The sequence below is a fragment of the Nocardia vinacea NBRC 16497 genome, from assembly GCF_000308835.1.
GTDB classification, from domain to species: Bacteria; Actinomycetota; Actinomycetes; order Mycobacteriales; family Mycobacteriaceae; genus Nocardia; species Nocardia vinacea.
Map to the genome: position 1 here is coordinate 13,712 of NZ_BAGN01000072.1, position 15,895 is coordinate 29,606.

Sequence of the window (15,895 nt, forward strand, 5' to 3'; positions counted from 1 at the left end):
AACGCGATTCGATTCGGCAACCGGGAAAACCCTGATTCTCGCTGGGTAATGAACGCGTCAAGAAGCTGAGAATTAGTTGTGGATTCGGGGCTCGGGCTGATTTCGGCGGTAAGCTCTCCGGGTGTAGGCGGAGTCTTCGGTGTCCCTCATCCACCGAAGACTCCGCCGCTCTTATGCCCCGGCCCTTTTATGAGCTCAGCGGGCATCCCACTAGAATGCCGGGGTGACCAGCGCAGCCCCTGACAACCCGCGTAATCGTGCCGATGCCCTCCCCAAGAGCTGGGTTCCCAGCGAGGTGGAGGCCGAGATGTACGAGCGCTGGGTAGCGGCTGGTTACTTCGCCGCCGATCCCGCCGGCGACAAGCCCGGTTACTCGATCGTGCTGCCCCCGCCGAACGTCACCGGCAGCCTGCACATGGGCCACGCGCTCGACCACACCCTGATGGACACCCTCTCGCGCCGCAAGCGCATGCAGGGGTACGAGGTGCTGTGGCTGCCGGGCATGGACCACGCGGGCATCGCCACCCAGACCATCGTGGAGAAGCAGCTCGCGGTCGACGGCAAGACCAAGGAAGACTTCGGCCGCGAACTGTTCATCGACAAGGTCTGGGACTGGAAGCGCGAATCCGGCGGACAGATCCAGTGGCAGATGCGCGCGCTCGGCGACGGCGTCGACTGGAGCCGCGACCGCTTCACCATGGACGACGGGCTCTCGCGGGCCGTGCAGAGCATCTTCAAGCGCCTATACGACGCGGGCCTGATCTACCGGGCCGAGCGTCTGGTCAACTGGTCGCCGGAACTGCGCACCGCCATCTCCGATATCGAGGTCAAATTCGAGGATGTCGAGGGCGAACTGGTTTCGCTGCGCTATGGCTCGCTGAAAGACGATGAGCCGCATGTGATCGTGGCCACCACCCGGGTGGAGACCATGCTCGGCGATACCGCGGTGGCGGTGCATCCGGAGGATCCGCGTTATAAGGATCTGATCGGCAGCACCCTCGAGCATCCGATCACCGGACGTCAGATCCCGATCATCGCCGATGACTACGTCGATCCCGAATTCGGAACCGGCGCAGTGAAAATCACGCCCGCGCACGACCCCAACGACTTCGAGATGGGCCTGCGGCACAACCTGCCCATGCCGAACATCATGGACGAGCGCGCCCGGATTACCGGCACCGGAACCGAATTCGACGGTATGGACCGGTTCGAGGCGCGGGTCAAGGTGCGCGAGCGGCTCGCGGCCGAGGGCCGGATCGCCGCCGAGAAGCGGCCGTACCTGCACAGCGTCGGACATTCCGAGCGCAGCGGCGAGGCGATCGAACCGCGGCTCTCGATGCAGTGGTGGGTCAAGGTGGAATCGCTGGCCAAGGCCGCCGGTGACGCGGTTCGCAACGGCGACACCGTGATTCACCCGACCAGCCAGGAGCCGCGCTGGTTCGAATGGGTCGACAACATGCACGACTGGTGCATCTCGCGCCAGCTCTGGTGGGGCCACCGCATCCCGATCTGGTACGGCCCCGACGGCGAGCTGGCCTGCGTCGGTCCGGACGAGACCGCCCCCGAGGGCTGGGTGCAGGACCCGGATGTGCTCGACACCTGGTTCTCCTCCGGCCTGTGGCCCTTCTCCACCATGGGCTGGCCCGATTCCACCGAGGAGCTCCAGAAGTTCTATCCGACAAGCGTTCTCGTCACCGGCTACGACATCCTGTTCTTCTGGGTGGCCCGGATGATGATGTTCGGCACCTTCGTCTCCGACGATCACGTGCTCACCGCGGGCAAGGGCGGCGCGAAGCAGGTGCCGTTCAAGGATGTGTTCCTGCACGGCCTGATTCGCGATCAGTACGGCAAGAAGATGTCCAAATCGCGTGGCAACGGCATCGACCCGCTCGACTGGATCAACTCCTACGGCGCGGACGCGCTGCGCTTCACGCTGGCGCGCGGTGCGCAGCCCGGCGGTGACCTCTCGGTCGGCGAATCGCATGCCCTCGCCTCCCGCAGCTTCGTGACCAAGCTGTTCAACGCCACCAAATTCGCGCTCATGAACGGCGCGCAACCGGGCACGCTGCCCGATCGCGCCGAACTCACCGACGCCGACCGCTGGATCATCGATCGCCTCGAACAGGTTCGCGCCGAGGTGGATTCGGCTTTCGACGCCTACGAATTCGGCAAGGCCTGCGAGGCGCTTTACCACTTCGCCTGGGACGAGCTGTGCGACTGGTATCTGGAACTGTCCAAGGTGCAGTTCGCCGCCGGTGGCTCGCGCGCCGAGTCGACCAGCATTGTGCTCGGCAATGTGCTCGATGCGGTGCTGCGGCTGCTGCATCCGGTCATCCCGTTCGTCACCGAATCGCTGTGGCGGGCGCTGACCGGCGGCGAATCCGTCGTCATCGCGACCTGGCCGGAGGCCACCGGTGTGGCCACGGATGTGACCGCCGCACAGCGGATTTCGGATGCACAGCGCTTGATCACCGAGATCCGTCGCTTCCGCAGCGATCAGGGGCTGGCCGATAAGCAGAAGGTGGCGGCCAAGCTGATCGGCCTGGATGACGCCGGCCTCACCGAACTGCACGATTCGGTGACCAACCTGGCCCGGCTCACCGAGCCCGGTGCCGAATTCGCGGCGACCGCCTCGGTCGAGGTGCGCCTGAGCGGGTCCACCGTGACGGTCGAGCTCGACACCTCCGGCGCGGTCGACCTCGATGCCGAACGCCGCCGCCTGGAGAAGGACCTCGCCGCGGCCGAGAAGGAATTGGCGACCACCACAGCCAAACTCGGTAACGAGGCGTTCCTGGCCAAGGCGCCGGATCAGGTGGTCGACAAGATCAAGGGACGTCGCGATGTCGCCGAGGGCGAGGTCGCGCGCATCGGCGCCCGGCTCGCGGAACTGAGCGGCAAATGAACGACGAGCCAGAACCGCAGTACGCCGACGACGAGCATCGCAAGCGGCGGCTGGGATCCGGGCCCTCCCCGGTGGACCTGGCCGAAATGGCGTTGGTCGAGGCGGAATTGGACCGGCGCTGGCCGGAGACCAAGATCGAGCCCTCGCTCAGCCGCATCGCGACGCTGATGGACCTGCTCGGCTCACCCCAGCAGAACTATCCGGCCATCCACATCGCGGGCACCAATGGCAAGACCTCGGTGACCCGGATGATCGATGCGCTGCTGACCGCGCTGCACCGGCGCACCGGCCGGATCACCAGCCCGCATCTGCAGCTGGCCACCGAGCGGATCAGCATCGACAACGCGCCGATCACCCCGGCCGAGTACGTGGCGACCTACCGCGAACTGCTGCCCTATATCGAGATGATCGATAAGCAGTCCGCCGCCGCGGACGGTCCGGCCATGAGCAAATTCGAGGTGCTCACCGGCATGGCCTATGCCGCCTTCGCGGAGGCGCCGGTGGATGTCGCGGTCGTCGAGACCGGTATGGGCGGCCGTTGGGACGCGACCAATGTCATCGACGGACAGGTCGCGGTGATCACCCCGATCGGGCTGGACCACACCGATTTCCTCGGCGACGATCTCGCATCCATCGCGGGGGAGAAGGCCGGGATCATCAAACGTGCCCCGGAGAGCCTGGTGCCGCGCGATACCGTTGCCGTCATCGCCGAACAGGAACCCGAGGCCATGGATGTGCTGCTGCGCCGGGCCGTCGAGGTCGATGCCGCGGTGGCGCGTGAGGGTTCGGAGTTCCGGGTACTGGCCCGCCAGATCGCGGTCGGCGGCCAGCAGCTCGAATTACAGGGTCTCGGAGGGGTTTACGACGAGATCTTCCTGCCGCTGCACGGTGAGCACCAGGCCCGCAATGCGGTGCTCGCGCTGGCCGCGGTCGAGGCGTTCTTCGGCGCGGGTGCGGATCGGCAGCTCGATATCGAGGCGGTGCGGGCGGGCTTCGCGAGTGTCACCAGCCCCGGCCGGATGGAGCGGATGCGCAATGCCCCGACCATCTTCATCGACGCCGCGCACAATCCGGCGGGTGCGCAGGCCCTGGCCGCGACGCTGACCGCCGAATTCGACTTCCGCAAGCTGGTCGGCGTCGTCGCGGTCCTCGGCGACAAGGACGTGGCGGGCATGCTGGACGCGCTGGAGCCGGTATTCGACGAGATCGTCGTCACCAACAATGGTTCGCCGCGCGCCATGGATGTCGAACGCCTCGCCGACCTCGCGGTGCAGCGCTTCGGTGACGAACGAGTGGTCACCGCCGAGACCCTGCCCGATGCCCTGGAAACGGCCATTGCCATCGCCGAGGAAGTCGGCGATGCGAGCGAGATGGTTTCCGGTGCGGGCGTCGTGGTAACCGGATCGGTAGTCACTGCCGGCGCGGCGCGCGCCCTGTTCGGGAAGGACCCGGCATGAGCGAGCGCGCACGGCGCATGCTGGAGCCGAGCGCCAGCGAGGTGCAGGCATGAGCTGCGCGGTTCGGATGCGGCAGCATGCGTAAGCACGTGGGGCCCGCGAATCCCGAGAAGGAGACAGTGTGACCGAGTCGACCGGCGACGCCGCCGAGCCCGAGCGGGCCGACGGCGAGCCGCAGGTCCCCCCGCCCGCCGCAGACCCGTGGAAGGGTCTGCGCGGCGTCATGGCGGGCACGCTGATCCTCGAGGCGATCACGGTGTTGCTCGCATTGCCCGTGGTCGGGTCGGTCGGCGGCGGTATCGGCTGGTTCTCCGGCAGCTACCTTGTCGTCCTCGCGCTGGTCATGATCCTCGGCGCCGGACTGCAACGCCGCCCATGGGCCATCCCGTTCAATCTGGGCCTGCAGGTCCTGCTGATCCTCGGCGCCTTCGTGCACATCTCCATCGGTGTCATGGGTGTCTTCTTCGCCGTCGTCTGGGGCTTCATCCTGGTGCTGCGCGCCGACGTCAAGCGCCGGATGGAACTCGGGCTGCTGCCAAGTCAACGCTAGCGACTGCTTGCAGGTCGCTCGAAAAGGTCAGCATCCAGGGCTCTTCGTAGCCGCCGGTTCGGTAACCGGGGGTATCGCCTATTAGGCTGTGCGCCGTGACTGAGCAGACGTTGGTACTCATCAAGCCGGACGGTGTGGCCCGTGGCCTCGTCGGTGAGGTGCTGGCCCGGATCGAGCGCAAGGGGCTGAAGATCGCCGCCCTGGAGCTGAAGCAGGTATCCGACGAGTTGGCGCGCGGCCACTACGCCGAACATGCCGAGAAGCCGTTCTTCGGTTCCTTGATCGAGTTCATCACCTCCGGCCCGGTCGTCGCGGCAATCCTGGAGGGTCCGCGCGCCATTGCGGCGTTCCGTCAGATCGCCGGCGGCACCGATCCGGTCGAGAAGGCCGTCCCCGGCAGCATTCGCGGCGACTTCGCGCTGGAGACCCAGGAGAACCTGGTGCACGGCTCCGATTCGCCGGAATCGGCCAAGCGGGAAATCGCGCTCTGGTTTCCCGAGTTCCCGGCTTGAGATAGGGCCCTGAGGCGTGAGCTGCGCGAACGGGCGATACAGCCGGCGTCGCCGCGGGACGGAGCCGAGCGCCAGCGAGGCGAAGTCGTGCGGCGATGGCGAGACGTCGCCGCACTATGTGGGATACTGGCAGTGGTTGCTGACGATACCGACTGTTCGCGCAGGTACGCGGACGATCGGTGCCGGACGGTAACCGGATGACACTGCGGTTCGATGCCGATCATCGCTGCTACGAACAGCTGGCCCGTTGCTGGGGCCGGAGGTTCGCGCCGGCACGCTGGATGAGCGCTCGCGCCGTGGAGTTCAGCCAACAGCCAGGCGCCGTGTGACCAGTTAGCCCGACCGACGAAAACCACGGGTGTTAACCGGACATGCGGGGCGAGACCACTTGACCTTGCGCCAACCGCGTGAGGTGAACGGACAGTGCCCCCGCGTCGGCCGCGTCACTCCTGCCAGGAGGGACGCGCCCGGGGACCCGAGGAGACTTCGTGGCCGATCAAGAGCCGCTGACAACAACATCACAGGATGCCGAACAATTGCCGGAGCGAATCCGAGTTCACGCGCTTGCCAAGCGGCTGGGGGTAACCAGCAAACGCATCCTGGCCAAGCTCGCCGAGTTGGGTGCCGACGCACGTAGTGCGCAATCGAATGTCGATCGAGCGGTAGCGGAATCTGTCCGCGAAGCGCTCGGCACGGTGGAATCGGAGGTCGTCGAACCCGAGGCGCCCGAGACCGCCGCGCAAGAGCCGGTTGCGCCCGAGCCGGTGACGCCGGAGCCGGTTGCGCCCAAGCCCGAGCCTGGGCCCATTTTTTCCGCACCGGACCAGGTGATCGACCAGTCCGGATCGCTGCCATCCGGGGAGCAGCCTGCGGCGCATCAGCCGTCGGTGCAGCTGTTCACCCATTCGGTTCCGCCGGAGTCGCACGTAGCGACGCCGGTCGTCTTCGAGGCCCCGGCCTCGGTCGCCGCACCGCTGTTCCTACCGCCGGACGCCGCGGCCGCCGAGGAAGCGCGCCGGCAGCGTCGGGCCGAGCGCGACAGCCGTCGGGTCGAGGAAGCCGCGGTCGAAACCGTCGAGGAAGAGCCCGAAACCACCGAAGACGAGTCGACCGAACAGCAGGGCGAGGCGGACCAGCCGCGTCGTCGTCGGCGGGGCCGTCGTGGTCGGGGTCGGGGCCGGGGTGAACAGCACACCGACGCCGAATCCGAGGGCGACGACACCGAAGGCACAGACGAGAGCGCCGAGGACGAGCAGGCGCCGGTCAAGAGCGAGACCGAAGCCGAGCCCGGCGACGACACCGAGACCGAGGACGACGAATCCGGTGTGCCGGAGGGTTCGAGCCGCCGTCGCCGTCGTCGTCGCCGCCGCAAGGTGGCGGGTGAGGGCGCCGACAGCGAGGCTGTCTCCGATGACGATCCGCCGAATACCGTCGTGCACGAGCGTGAGCCGCGCAATAAGAGCCGCAGCCGCGCCACCGTCGACGAGGTGCAGGGCATCACCGGCTCGACCCGGCTCGAGGCCAAGCGGCAGCGTCGGCGTGACGGTCGCGAGGCCGGTCGCCGTCGCCCGCCGATCCTGACCGAGTCGGAGTTCTTGGCCCGCCGCGAGGCGGTGGACCGGGTCATGGTCGTGCGCGAGAAGACCTTCCCGGAGCACCCGACCGCGACCCAGGTGGCGGTGCTCGAGGACAACATCCTGGTCGAGCATTTCGTCACCAATACTGGCTCGGCGTCGATGGTCGGCAATGTCTATCTCGGCAAGGTGCAGAATGTGCTGCCCTCGATGGAGGCGGCATTCGTCGATATCGGCCGCGGCCGCAACGGTGTGCTCTACGCCGGCGAGGTGAACTGGGAGGCCGCCGGTCTCGGCGGTAAGGAGCGCAAGATCGAACAGGCGCTCAAGCCCGGCGATCAGGTGCTGGTCCAGGTCTCCAAGGATCCGGTCGGGCACAAGGGCGCCCGGCTGACCACCCAGATCAGCCTGGCCGGACGCTTCCTGGTGTACGTGCCCGGTGGTTCGTCCACCGGTATCAGCCGCAAGCTGCCCGATACCGAGCGCAAACGGCTCAAGGAGATCCTGCGCGATATCGTGCCCGCCGACGCCGGAGTGATCATCCGCACCGCGTCGGAGGGTGTCAGCGAGGCCGAACTGGCCCGCGACGTCGAGCGGCTGCAGGCGACCTGGCGCACCATCGAGAAGGCCGCCGAGGCCAAGGACAACGGCGCGCCCAAGACGCTGTACGAAGAGCCGGACCTGTTGGTCAAGGTCATCCGCGATCTGTTCAACGAGGACTTCTCCAAGCTGGTCATCGAGGGTGAGCGGTCCTGGAGCACCGTCGAGAACTACATCCGCACGGTCGCGCCGGATATGCTCGCCCGGGTCTCCCGGCACGAGAACAACGGTGTCGACGTCTTCGAGACCTATCGGATCGATGAGCAGCTCGCCAAGGCGCTCGATCGCAAGGTGTGGCTGCCCTCGGGCGGCACCCTGGTGATCGACCGGACCGAGGCGATGACCGTCATCGACGTCAATACCGGCAAGTTCACCGGTGCGGGCGGCAGCAATCTGGAAGAGACGGTCACCAGGAACAACCTGGAGGCGGCCGAGGAGATCGTGCGCCAGATGCGGCTGCGCGATATCGGCGGCATGATCGTCGTCGACTTCATCGATATGGTGCTGGAGTCGAACCGGGATCTGGTGTTGCGCAGGCTGACCGAGGCATTGGGCCGCGACCGCACCCGCCACCAGGTCTCCGAGGTGACCTCGCTCGGCCTGGTGCAGATGACCCGCAAGAAGCTCGGCACCGGTCTGGTCGAGGCGTTCTCGACGACCTGTGAGCACTGCCATGGTCGGGGCATCGTCGTGCACACCTACCCGGTGGAGCTCACCGGTGGCGAGGACACCACGCGTGGTGGCCGGGAGACCGGGTCGCGGCGGCGGCGTGGCCGGGACAAGGGTGCGGCGGCGAGTGCGCCCGCCGCGGCCGGCAATGGCACCGCGCATGTTGTCGAAGACGAGGTGGAGATCGCGGTCAAGCGGGCGCATCCGGTGGCGTTGGCGATGGCGGCGCATCAGTCGGAGGATGCGCACGCGGAGGATATTGCGGACCTCGAGGATGTCGCGGTGGCAGCAGCCGTTGCGGATGTCGTCGCCGCAAGTGATGAGGCTCCGGTCGAGGAGGTCGTTGTCTCCGAGTCCGTTGCGGCCGTCGCCGAGGAAGTCGCGGAGGCCGTAGCCGGGGAGGTCGCGGAGGCGGAGATGGTGGCCGAGGAGGCCGTCGAGCCCGCATCCGAGGAAGTCGTCGCGCCGGTCGCTGCCGCGGCTTCGACGTCCGTGGCGGAGGAACCCGCTGAGCCTGTGGTAGAGCCGGTTGCGGCATCGTCCAACGGTGTGCCCGAATCCGCGGCACCCCGTTCTACCGGCCGCAGACGCCGCGTCGCGCGTTCGGCCGCCGCACCGGCCGCAGACAGCGCCGGGGCCGTCTTCGTGCTGCCGACGGCGGAGCAGGGGTCGGCAGGACCCGTCGTGGACTACACGGCGGATGTGCCGGTCGTGGTGCCGACGCGCAAGCCGCGTCGCCGGGCCGTCGGTCGCCCCGCCGGACCGCCGGTGGACGACGCGAACTGATTGCCACGATTCGGATCGAAAACCTGGGACCCCCGCCGCATTCCGCGCCGGGGGTCCTGCCTTTCACGGGCACCGGTTTGGTCGGGGTGGTACCCGTCCTGTAATCTTGGACAGTCGCTGCCCGGCGACAGCGCTTATCTGCGCTGTATTTGTGACTCGGCTCGAAGCCGAGGGCCATCAGGTTGCTGAGGCGGCGGTGACTACCAGACCAGAGTGCTGTGGTTTCCAGCCGGAGTCATCCGGGCGGGAGCACGCAGCCGCGCGAGCGCGAGCCGCGCGCATTACAGGAAGAAGGGCAGCCGACCGATGGCAACGTACGCGATCGTCAAGACCGGCGGAAAGCAGTACAAGGTCGCGGTCGGTGACCTGGTGAAGGTCGAGAAGATCGAGGGTGCGCCGGGTTCGTCCGTGGCGCTGGCCCCGGTTCTCGTGGTGAACGGCGCCGAGCTGACCACCGATGCGGACAAGCTGGCGAAGGTTTCCGTGGCCGCAGAGGTCGTCGAGCACACCAAGGGCCCGAAGATCCGCATCCACAAGTTCAAGAACAAGACCGGCTACCACAAGCGTCAGGGTCACCGTCAGCCGCTGACGGTCCTCAAGGTCACCGGCATCAAGTAAGCCTCCGCGCTTTCTCGAATTACTTCACAGGAGTTCAGAAATGGCACATAAGAAGGGTGCATCCAGCTCCCGCAACGGTCGCGACTCGAACGCCCAGCGACTCGGCGTCAAGCGTTTCGGTGGCCAGTCCGTTTCGGCGGGCGAGATCCTGGTTCGCCAGCGTGGCACGCACTTCCACCCCGGTGTGCTCGTCGGCCGTGGCGGCGACGACACCCTGTTCGCCCTGGCGGCGGGCAAGGTCGAGTTCGGCACCAAGCGTGGCCGCAAGACCGTCAACATCGTCGTTCCGGAGCCGGCCGAGGCCTGACCGCCTCTCGATCGGGCGTCGCCGGACGGATATCCGTCCTTAGTCCCTTGCGCTTGCACGAGCGAATGCGAGGGCACCGCCCATTCCGGAAAAGCTGAGCGGGTCAGGGTGCATTCCCTGGCCCGCTTTTCGCGTTCTCGAACGATCGCGTTCCCACAGAGCAGGTCCTTTCGAGCGACCTGCAAGCAGTCGCTACGGCTACCACCGAGGAGGATGATTCGGACATGTCCAAATTCATCGACCGTGTCGTATTGCACGTACGTGCGGGCAAGGGTGGTCACGGCTGCGCCTCCGTGCGCCGCGAGAAGTTCATGCCGCTCGGCGGACCGGACGGCGGCAATGGCGGACGCGGCGGGGATGTGATCCTCGAGGTCGATCCGAATGTGCACACCCTGCTGGACTTCCACTTCCATCCGCATGCCAAGGCGAGCAACGGCAAGCCCGGCGAGGGCAGCAACCGCGACGGTAAGCAGGGCACCGATCTGGTGCTGAAGGTGCCCGACGGCACCGTGGTGCTCGACGACGACGGCAAGGTGCTCGTCGATCTCGTCGGTTCGGGCAATAAGTTCATCGTGGCCCGTGGCGGACGCGGCGGTCTCGGCAATGCCGCGCTGGCCTCCAAGGCGCGCAAGGCGCCCGGTTTCGCGCTGCTCGGCGAGGACGGCGACGAAGGCGATCTCGTCCTCGAGTTGAAGTCCGTCGCCGATGTGGGGCTGGTCGGATTCCCGTCGGCGGGTAAGTCCTCGCTGGTGTCGGTGCTCTCGGCCGCCAAGCCGAAGATCGCGGACTACCCGTTCACCACGCTGGTGCCCAATCTCGGTGTGGTCTCCAGCGGTGACACCACCTTCACCATCGCCGATGTGCCCGGGCTGATTCCGGGCGCGAGCGAGGGACGTGGGCTCGGGCTGGATTTCCTGCGGCATCTGGAGCGCTGCGCGGTGCTCGCGCACGTCGTCGACTGTGCGACCCTCGAGCCGGGACGCGATCCGGTCTCCGATGTCGATGCGCTCGAGGCCGAACTCGCCGCCTACCAACCGGCTCTGGATGCCGACACCGGACTCGGTGAACTGGCCGATCGGCCGCGTGTGGTGATCCTGAACAAGGTTGATGTGCCCGATGCCGCCGAGTTGGCCGAGATGGTCACGCCCGAATTCACCGCACGTGGCTGGCCGGTTTTCGAGATCTCGGCGGTGAGCCGGGCGGGCCTGCGTCCCTTGACATTTGCGCTCGCCGAGTTGGTCGAGCAGTATCGGACCGCGCACCCGAAGGCCGCGCCGAAGCGTCCGGTGATCCGCCCGATCGCGGTGAACGAGTCCGGCTTCAGCGTGATCGCCGACCCCGAGGAGCCGGGCGGCTTCATCGTGCGCGGGCCGCAGCCGGAGCGCTGGGTGCGCCAGACCCAGTTCGACAACGACGAAGCCGTCGGCTACCTCGCCGACCGCCTGGCCCGCCTCGGTGTCGAAGACGAACTTGTGAAGCAGGGCGCCGAGCCCGGTGCACCGGTCACCATCGGCGATGTCACGTTCGAGTGGGAGCCGCAGATCTCCGCAGGTGTGGATATGGTGCCCACCGGCCGCGGCACCGACATCCGCCTGGAGCAGAACGACCGGATCAGCGCCGCCGAACGCAAACACGCGTCCCGAGTACGCCGTGGTCTGGTCAAGGACGACGAGGAATAACGTGAACGCCGTGGGCTTGTGGTGTGCGCCGAGGTCTGGCACGGCGTTTCGGCGAGCTCTGCGGTTCGGTTCGCCCATCCGGCGAGTGCCGGAATTCGGTGGCGGCCAGTGCGTTCGGGATGCAGTGTTGCGCCCGACGGGTTCGGTTGGACTGGCGGGTACGACGAGTTCTGTTGTGGTACAGGGAGTTCGGTTGCGATGCAGGTGAGTTCGGGGATGGCCGAGGTGCTGTCGCAGTCCGGGCTGAGTGAGGCCAGGACTGCGATTGCTTCGGCGCGCAGCGTGGTGGTGAAGATCGGGTCTTCGGCGCTGACCAGCCTTAAGGGCGGTCTCGATATGGCGCGACTGGATCGGCTGGCCGATGCGGTGGAGGCGCGGATGCGGGCCGGGTCCGATGTGGTCGTGGTTTCGTCCGGTGCGATCGGTGCGGGCCTCGCTCCGCTCGGGTTGACAAGTCGCCCAAGGGATCTGGCTACCAAGCAGGCCGCGGCCAGCGTCGGGCAGTTGGCGTTGGCGCATGCGTGGGGGACCTCGTTCGCGCGGTTCGGGCGGACGGTCGGGCAGGTGCTCTTGAGCGCCGACGACTTCTCGCGCCGTGAGCATCACCGCAATGCCCAGCGCACCCTGGACCGGTTGCGCTCCCTCGGTGCGGTTGCTGTCGTGAACGAAAACGACACCGTCGCAACGGAAGAGATCCGCTTCGGCGATAACGACCGCCTCGCCGCACTGGTCGCCCATCTGGTCGGCGCGGACGCGCTGGTGCTGCTCTCCGATGTCGAGGGCCTCTACGACGGCGATCCGCGCAAGGGCGCCGCCAACTTCATACCCGAGGTCCGCAGCAGCGCCGACCTCGACGGCGTCATCGCGGGCAGCGGCGGCGCACTCGGCACCGGCGGCATGGCCTCCAAACTCTCCGCGGCCCGGCTGGCAGCCGACGCGGGCGTCCCCGTTCTGCTGGCCGCCGCCACCGAGGCCGATATCGCGCTCAGCGCCGGCACGGTCGGCACCGCCTTCGCCGCCCGCCCGGTCCGTCTCTCCGCCCGCAAATTCTGGGTCCGCCACGCCGCCGACAGCCGCGGCGCCATCCTTATCGATGAGGGCGCCGTCCAAGCCGTCGCTCAACGCCGTCGCTCCCTGCTCGCCGCAGGCATTACCGGCGTCCGCGGCCGCTTCCACGGCGGCGACGTCGTCGACCTCATCGCCCCAGACAACCGCGTAGTCGCCCGCGGCGTAGTCGAATACGACAGCACCGAACTAACCGGCATGCTCGGCCGCTCCACCACCGAACTCCCGGACACCATGCAACGCCCGGTAATCCACGCCGACGACCTGGTCAAGATTTAACGGCTGCATCCGAAGTCGCCTCCGGCGATTCGCCTTCCGCGCCGTCCTGATTTTTCGAGGCTTGGCCGATTCGTGCTTATCGGGAGCTAGTTATCGCTGAACACTGTCCGGGGTTGGGATGACGCCGGGTTGGTTGGTGGTCGGCGGGGGTTGGGAGGGGCCGGTTTGGTCGGGAATGGGGCCGGTGATGCCGGGCTGGCCGCCGGGGTCGGGGAGGGGAGGGGTTGGTTCCGACGGGACGGGAGCATGGGGCGCGGGTGGCTGTTGGGTTGGGGGTGCCGGCGCGGGTGCCGGAGGTTGGGTCTCGTGCGTTGGGGGTGGGGTCGGAGGGGGTGCTTGTTGGGTTGATGGTTCGGGTGTTGGGGCAGGCACCGGCTGTGGGGCCGGAGTGGGCTGGGGCGCCTGGGATTCCGGTGTCGGGTGCGCCGGGCTTGGTTGCGGCGCTGGAGATTCCGGCGTGGCAGGTGCGGGGGAGGGCTGTGGATCCGGAGCAGGCTGAGGGGACGGAGCCGGGGTGGGCTGGGGTTCCGGGGTTCCAGGGGGCGGAGTTGTGGGTGCCGGTGTCGTCGGGTCCGGAGTTGGTTGTGGTGCTTGGGATTCCGGTGTGGAGGGGGTCGGTGCCGGTTCCGGTGGGCCGGGTGCCGGGGTGGGCTGTGGCGCCGGGGAATCCGGGGTTCCGGGCGGAGCCGGGGTGGGTTGCGGTGGCTGGGAATCCGGGGTTCCGGGCGCCGGAGTTGTGGGTGCTGGTGTCGTCGGGTCCGGAGTTGGTTGTGGTGCTCGGGATTCCGGCGTGGAGGGGGTCGGTGCCGGTTCGGGTGTGGCCGGGGCCGGGGCAGGTTGTGGTGCTTCGAACTCCGGTGTGGGGGTCGGCTGCGGCGCTTGGGATTCCGGGGTGGAGGGTGAGGTTCGGGGGGCATGCGCGCCGGGTTGAGTGGGTGCCGATGGTGTCGCGCCTGGTGTGCCGGGTAAGGCAGGGGGTGCGGGGAGACCGGGGACGGCGGTGCCTGCCATTTGGTAGGCGGGTTTGTAGATCATGTTCATGGCGAGGACGGCTTCTTGGCGCAGCGCCTCTTCCACCATTTGCGCATTGATCACATGGGCGGCTTCGAGCAGTCGGGCTATGGTGCCGATCGGGCCCGAATTGCCCGGTGGGACAACGGCGATCTTCACGGCCTCGGCGGCCGCGGCCACCGCGCCGAGGCGGGTGCCGACCTGTCCCATGATCGCGGCGAGTTCATCGACGGAGTCGGCGTAACTGCGGGCACTCGCATAGGCGGCTTCGGCGGCGGCACCCTCCCAGGCCATCGAATTCATTACCCGATCCGAGCCGGCTCGAGTCAATGGAAACGAACTGGCCAGCGTCCCTGCGACTTCCAGCCACGTGACCGATGCGTTGAGGATCTGCGCGGCGTCGATCTGCTGGGTCTTGGTGTAGATCTCCTCATGCTTCATCGACTCGAAATGCTCCATCGAGCTGATGTAATCGGGATCATTGCCACTCATCGCCGCGCCTCGCTGACGCTCGCCCGCACCATCCCGTGGCGCGCCATGTCCTGACCCGCCGGGCAGCCACCCTGTGCGTATGCCTCGCTGACGCTCGCCCACGCCATCTGAACAGTGCGTTGTGTCCTACCTCGCCCACCGGGCGCGCGACAGCCGCCTTGCGCGGCAGCACCGCTCATCGCGGCACCCGCGTTTCGATCGCACGCAGCGCCGCGGCGTTCGCGGCATCGGCCTCCTCGAACAGCCCGCCGCTGATCAGGAACGCCTCTTTCATGCGGTAGGCGGCTTCGATGTAGTGGTCGAGCAGGGTGGCGGCGTCGCGAGCCTTGTGCGCGAATCCGGCCTCTAACTGCTGTGCGGAGATGAATCCGCCGAACCCGTCCAGCTCGCCCGCCGATTCGAGGCGTTGGCGTAGATAGATGAGTCGGTCGGCTTGGTGGTCGTACATTTCGGCGCAACGTCGCGCCGCGTCCGGATCGAACTTGACGGTGCCCGCCTGTGCCTCCTGTTTGAAGCGGGCAATATCGGCTCGGCTGCTCTCGATCGTCATGCACCACACCCCCGGGGATCGGTCGGTCCGCCTCAGACTAACCGTTAGCCATGTCTCCGGATGAAATAGTTCCGGCCGGTGACGACTTATCGGGCCTGCGCGGGAATACGTTTCTGCAGCTGCGTAGCGAGTTGTTCGGCCGAGGCGGGCACGATGTGCACGGTATCGCCGGCCTTGATCAGATAGCGCCCGTCGCCCTTGACATCGATCCAGGTGTAGTGGATCGGCGGCTGCGGCGACGGGTGGTCCAGCCGCCCCTCGATCCGGATATGCCCTTCGGCGGTATGCGGCTTGAGCAGCAGACGCCGGATCGACGGCACTGCTCGCTGCGCTACCACCACTGTCTCGTCGTCGCGGATCGCATCGGCGGGTGCCGCCCGCGCCGGTTCGTGTCCGGCCGGGACCGCGGGCAGCAATGCGGCGATCCGTGCACCGAGCTTGGCGCTGAGCCCGATCGAAAGTCGTACGCGCCCACCGAAATCCGGTCCGGAACCGGGTTCCTGGATGGCGAGGACGGCGCGGTCGTAGATCGCACAGGCCAGTAGCCGGATCTCGGTGCCGGGACCATGTCCGCCGCCGATCGCCACGATTCTGGTGTGTGGTGCGGCCATGATCCGCAGGCACGCCGATAGGTCCGGATCGCTGCGCGGCGGTAGTCGCTCCTCCAACTGTGCGCGCAATTTATCGGCCTCGGACTCGGTTCTCGGGGTCTCGAGAATGCGCAGCGGATACGGGTGACGGTCCACTTCGGTCTCGCGCCAGACATGGGCGAACTCGTCCGGGGTGAAGGTCCAACCCACGCCGAATCACTCCTTACAACGCACGAAACAACCCACGAACATCA

Annotated in this window: 12 protein-coding genes; 9 read left to right on the forward strand and 3 right to left on the reverse strand. The window is 67.3% G+C overall.

The genetic code is table 11. The features are described from left to right. Positions 1 to 223 precede the first annotated feature (223 nt). The 9 genes from ON44_RS08520 to proB all read left to right on the forward strand — a co-directional run bounded on the left by ON44_RS08520 (position 224) and on the right by proB (position 12,998). Complete coding sequence (locus tag ON44_RS08520; protein WP_040687714.1) at positions 224 to 2,902, forward strand: valine--tRNA ligase; 2,679 nt, start codon at positions 224 to 226, stop codon at positions 2,900 to 2,902. Beyond that, complete coding sequence (folC, locus tag ON44_RS08525; protein ID WP_083897725.1) at positions 2,899 to 4,359, forward strand: bifunctional tetrahydrofolate synthase/dihydrofolate synthase; 1,461 nt, start codon at positions 2,899 to 2,901, stop codon at positions 4,357 to 4,359. Before ON44_RS08520 ends, folC begins: the two co-directional genes overlap by 4 nt. Before the next feature lie 223 nt (positions 4,360 to 4,582). Then, complete coding sequence (locus ON44_RS08530; RefSeq protein ID WP_373283138.1) at positions 4,583 to 4,909, forward strand: DUF4233 domain-containing protein; 327 nt, start codon at positions 4,583 to 4,585, stop codon at positions 4,907 to 4,909. A gap of 95 nt (positions 4,910 to 5,004) precedes the next feature. Next, positions 5,005 to 5,421, forward strand: coding sequence for a nucleoside-diphosphate kinase (gene ndk, locus ON44_RS08535; RefSeq protein ID WP_040687718.1), 417 nt, complete (start codon positions 5,005 to 5,007; stop codon positions 5,419 to 5,421). Positions 5,422 to 5,909: 488 nt separating this feature from the next. After that, entirely contained in the window at positions 5,910 to 9,050 is a 3,141-nt protein-coding gene (locus ON44_RS08540; RefSeq protein ID WP_040687719.1) for a translation initiation factor IF-2 N-terminal domain-containing protein, read from the forward strand. Positions 9,051 to 9,356: 306 nt separating this feature from the next. Then, the gene (gene rplU / locus ON44_RS08545; RefSeq protein ID WP_040687720.1) at positions 9,357 to 9,668 is read left to right on the forward strand and encodes a 50S ribosomal protein L21; all 312 of its coding nucleotides are present in this window, start codon (positions 9,357 to 9,359) and stop codon (positions 9,666 to 9,668) included. A 40-nt stretch (positions 9,669 to 9,708) separates the two neighbouring features. Then, the gene (gene rpmA / locus ON44_RS08550) at positions 9,709 to 9,975 is read left to right on the forward strand and encodes a 50S ribosomal protein L27 (protein WP_040687721.1); all 267 of its coding nucleotides are present in this window, start codon (positions 9,709 to 9,711) and stop codon (positions 9,973 to 9,975) included. Positions 9,976 to 10,199: 224 nt separating this feature from the next. Continuing rightward, on the forward strand, positions 10,200 to 11,654 hold the full coding sequence (gene obgE / locus ON44_RS08555) for a GTPase ObgE (protein WP_040687722.1): 1,455 nt from the start codon (positions 10,200 to 10,202) through the stop codon (positions 11,652 to 11,654). A 216-nt stretch (positions 11,655 to 11,870) separates the two neighbouring features. Next, positions 11,871 to 12,998, forward strand: a complete 1,128-nt coding sequence (gene proB / locus ON44_RS08560) for a glutamate 5-kinase (protein WP_174415018.1) — start codon at positions 11,871 to 11,873, stop codon at positions 12,996 to 12,998. 90 nt (positions 12,999 to 13,088) lie between these two features. On the opposite strand, the gene ON44_RS48070 is transcribed toward proB, so the two are convergent. The 3 genes from ON44_RS48070 to ON44_RS08575 all read right to left on the reverse strand — a co-directional run bounded on the left by ON44_RS48070 (position 13,089) and on the right by ON44_RS08575 (position 15,851). Continuing rightward, positions 13,089 to 14,501, reverse strand: a complete 1,413-nt coding sequence (locus tag ON44_RS48070; RefSeq protein ID WP_083897726.1) for a hypothetical protein — start codon at positions 14,499 to 14,501, stop codon at positions 13,089 to 13,091. A gap of 175 nt (positions 14,502 to 14,676) precedes the next feature. Beyond that, complete coding sequence (locus tag ON44_RS08570; protein WP_040687725.1) at positions 14,677 to 15,051, reverse strand: hypothetical protein; 375 nt, start codon at positions 15,049 to 15,051, stop codon at positions 14,677 to 14,679. An 86-nt stretch (positions 15,052 to 15,137) separates the two neighbouring features. Beyond that, a complete protein-coding gene (locus ON44_RS08575; RefSeq protein WP_040687728.1) occupies positions 15,138 to 15,851 on the reverse strand; it encodes an ESX secretion-associated protein EspG in 714 nt (237 codons plus the stop codon). Positions 15,852 to 15,895 lie beyond the last annotated feature (44 nt).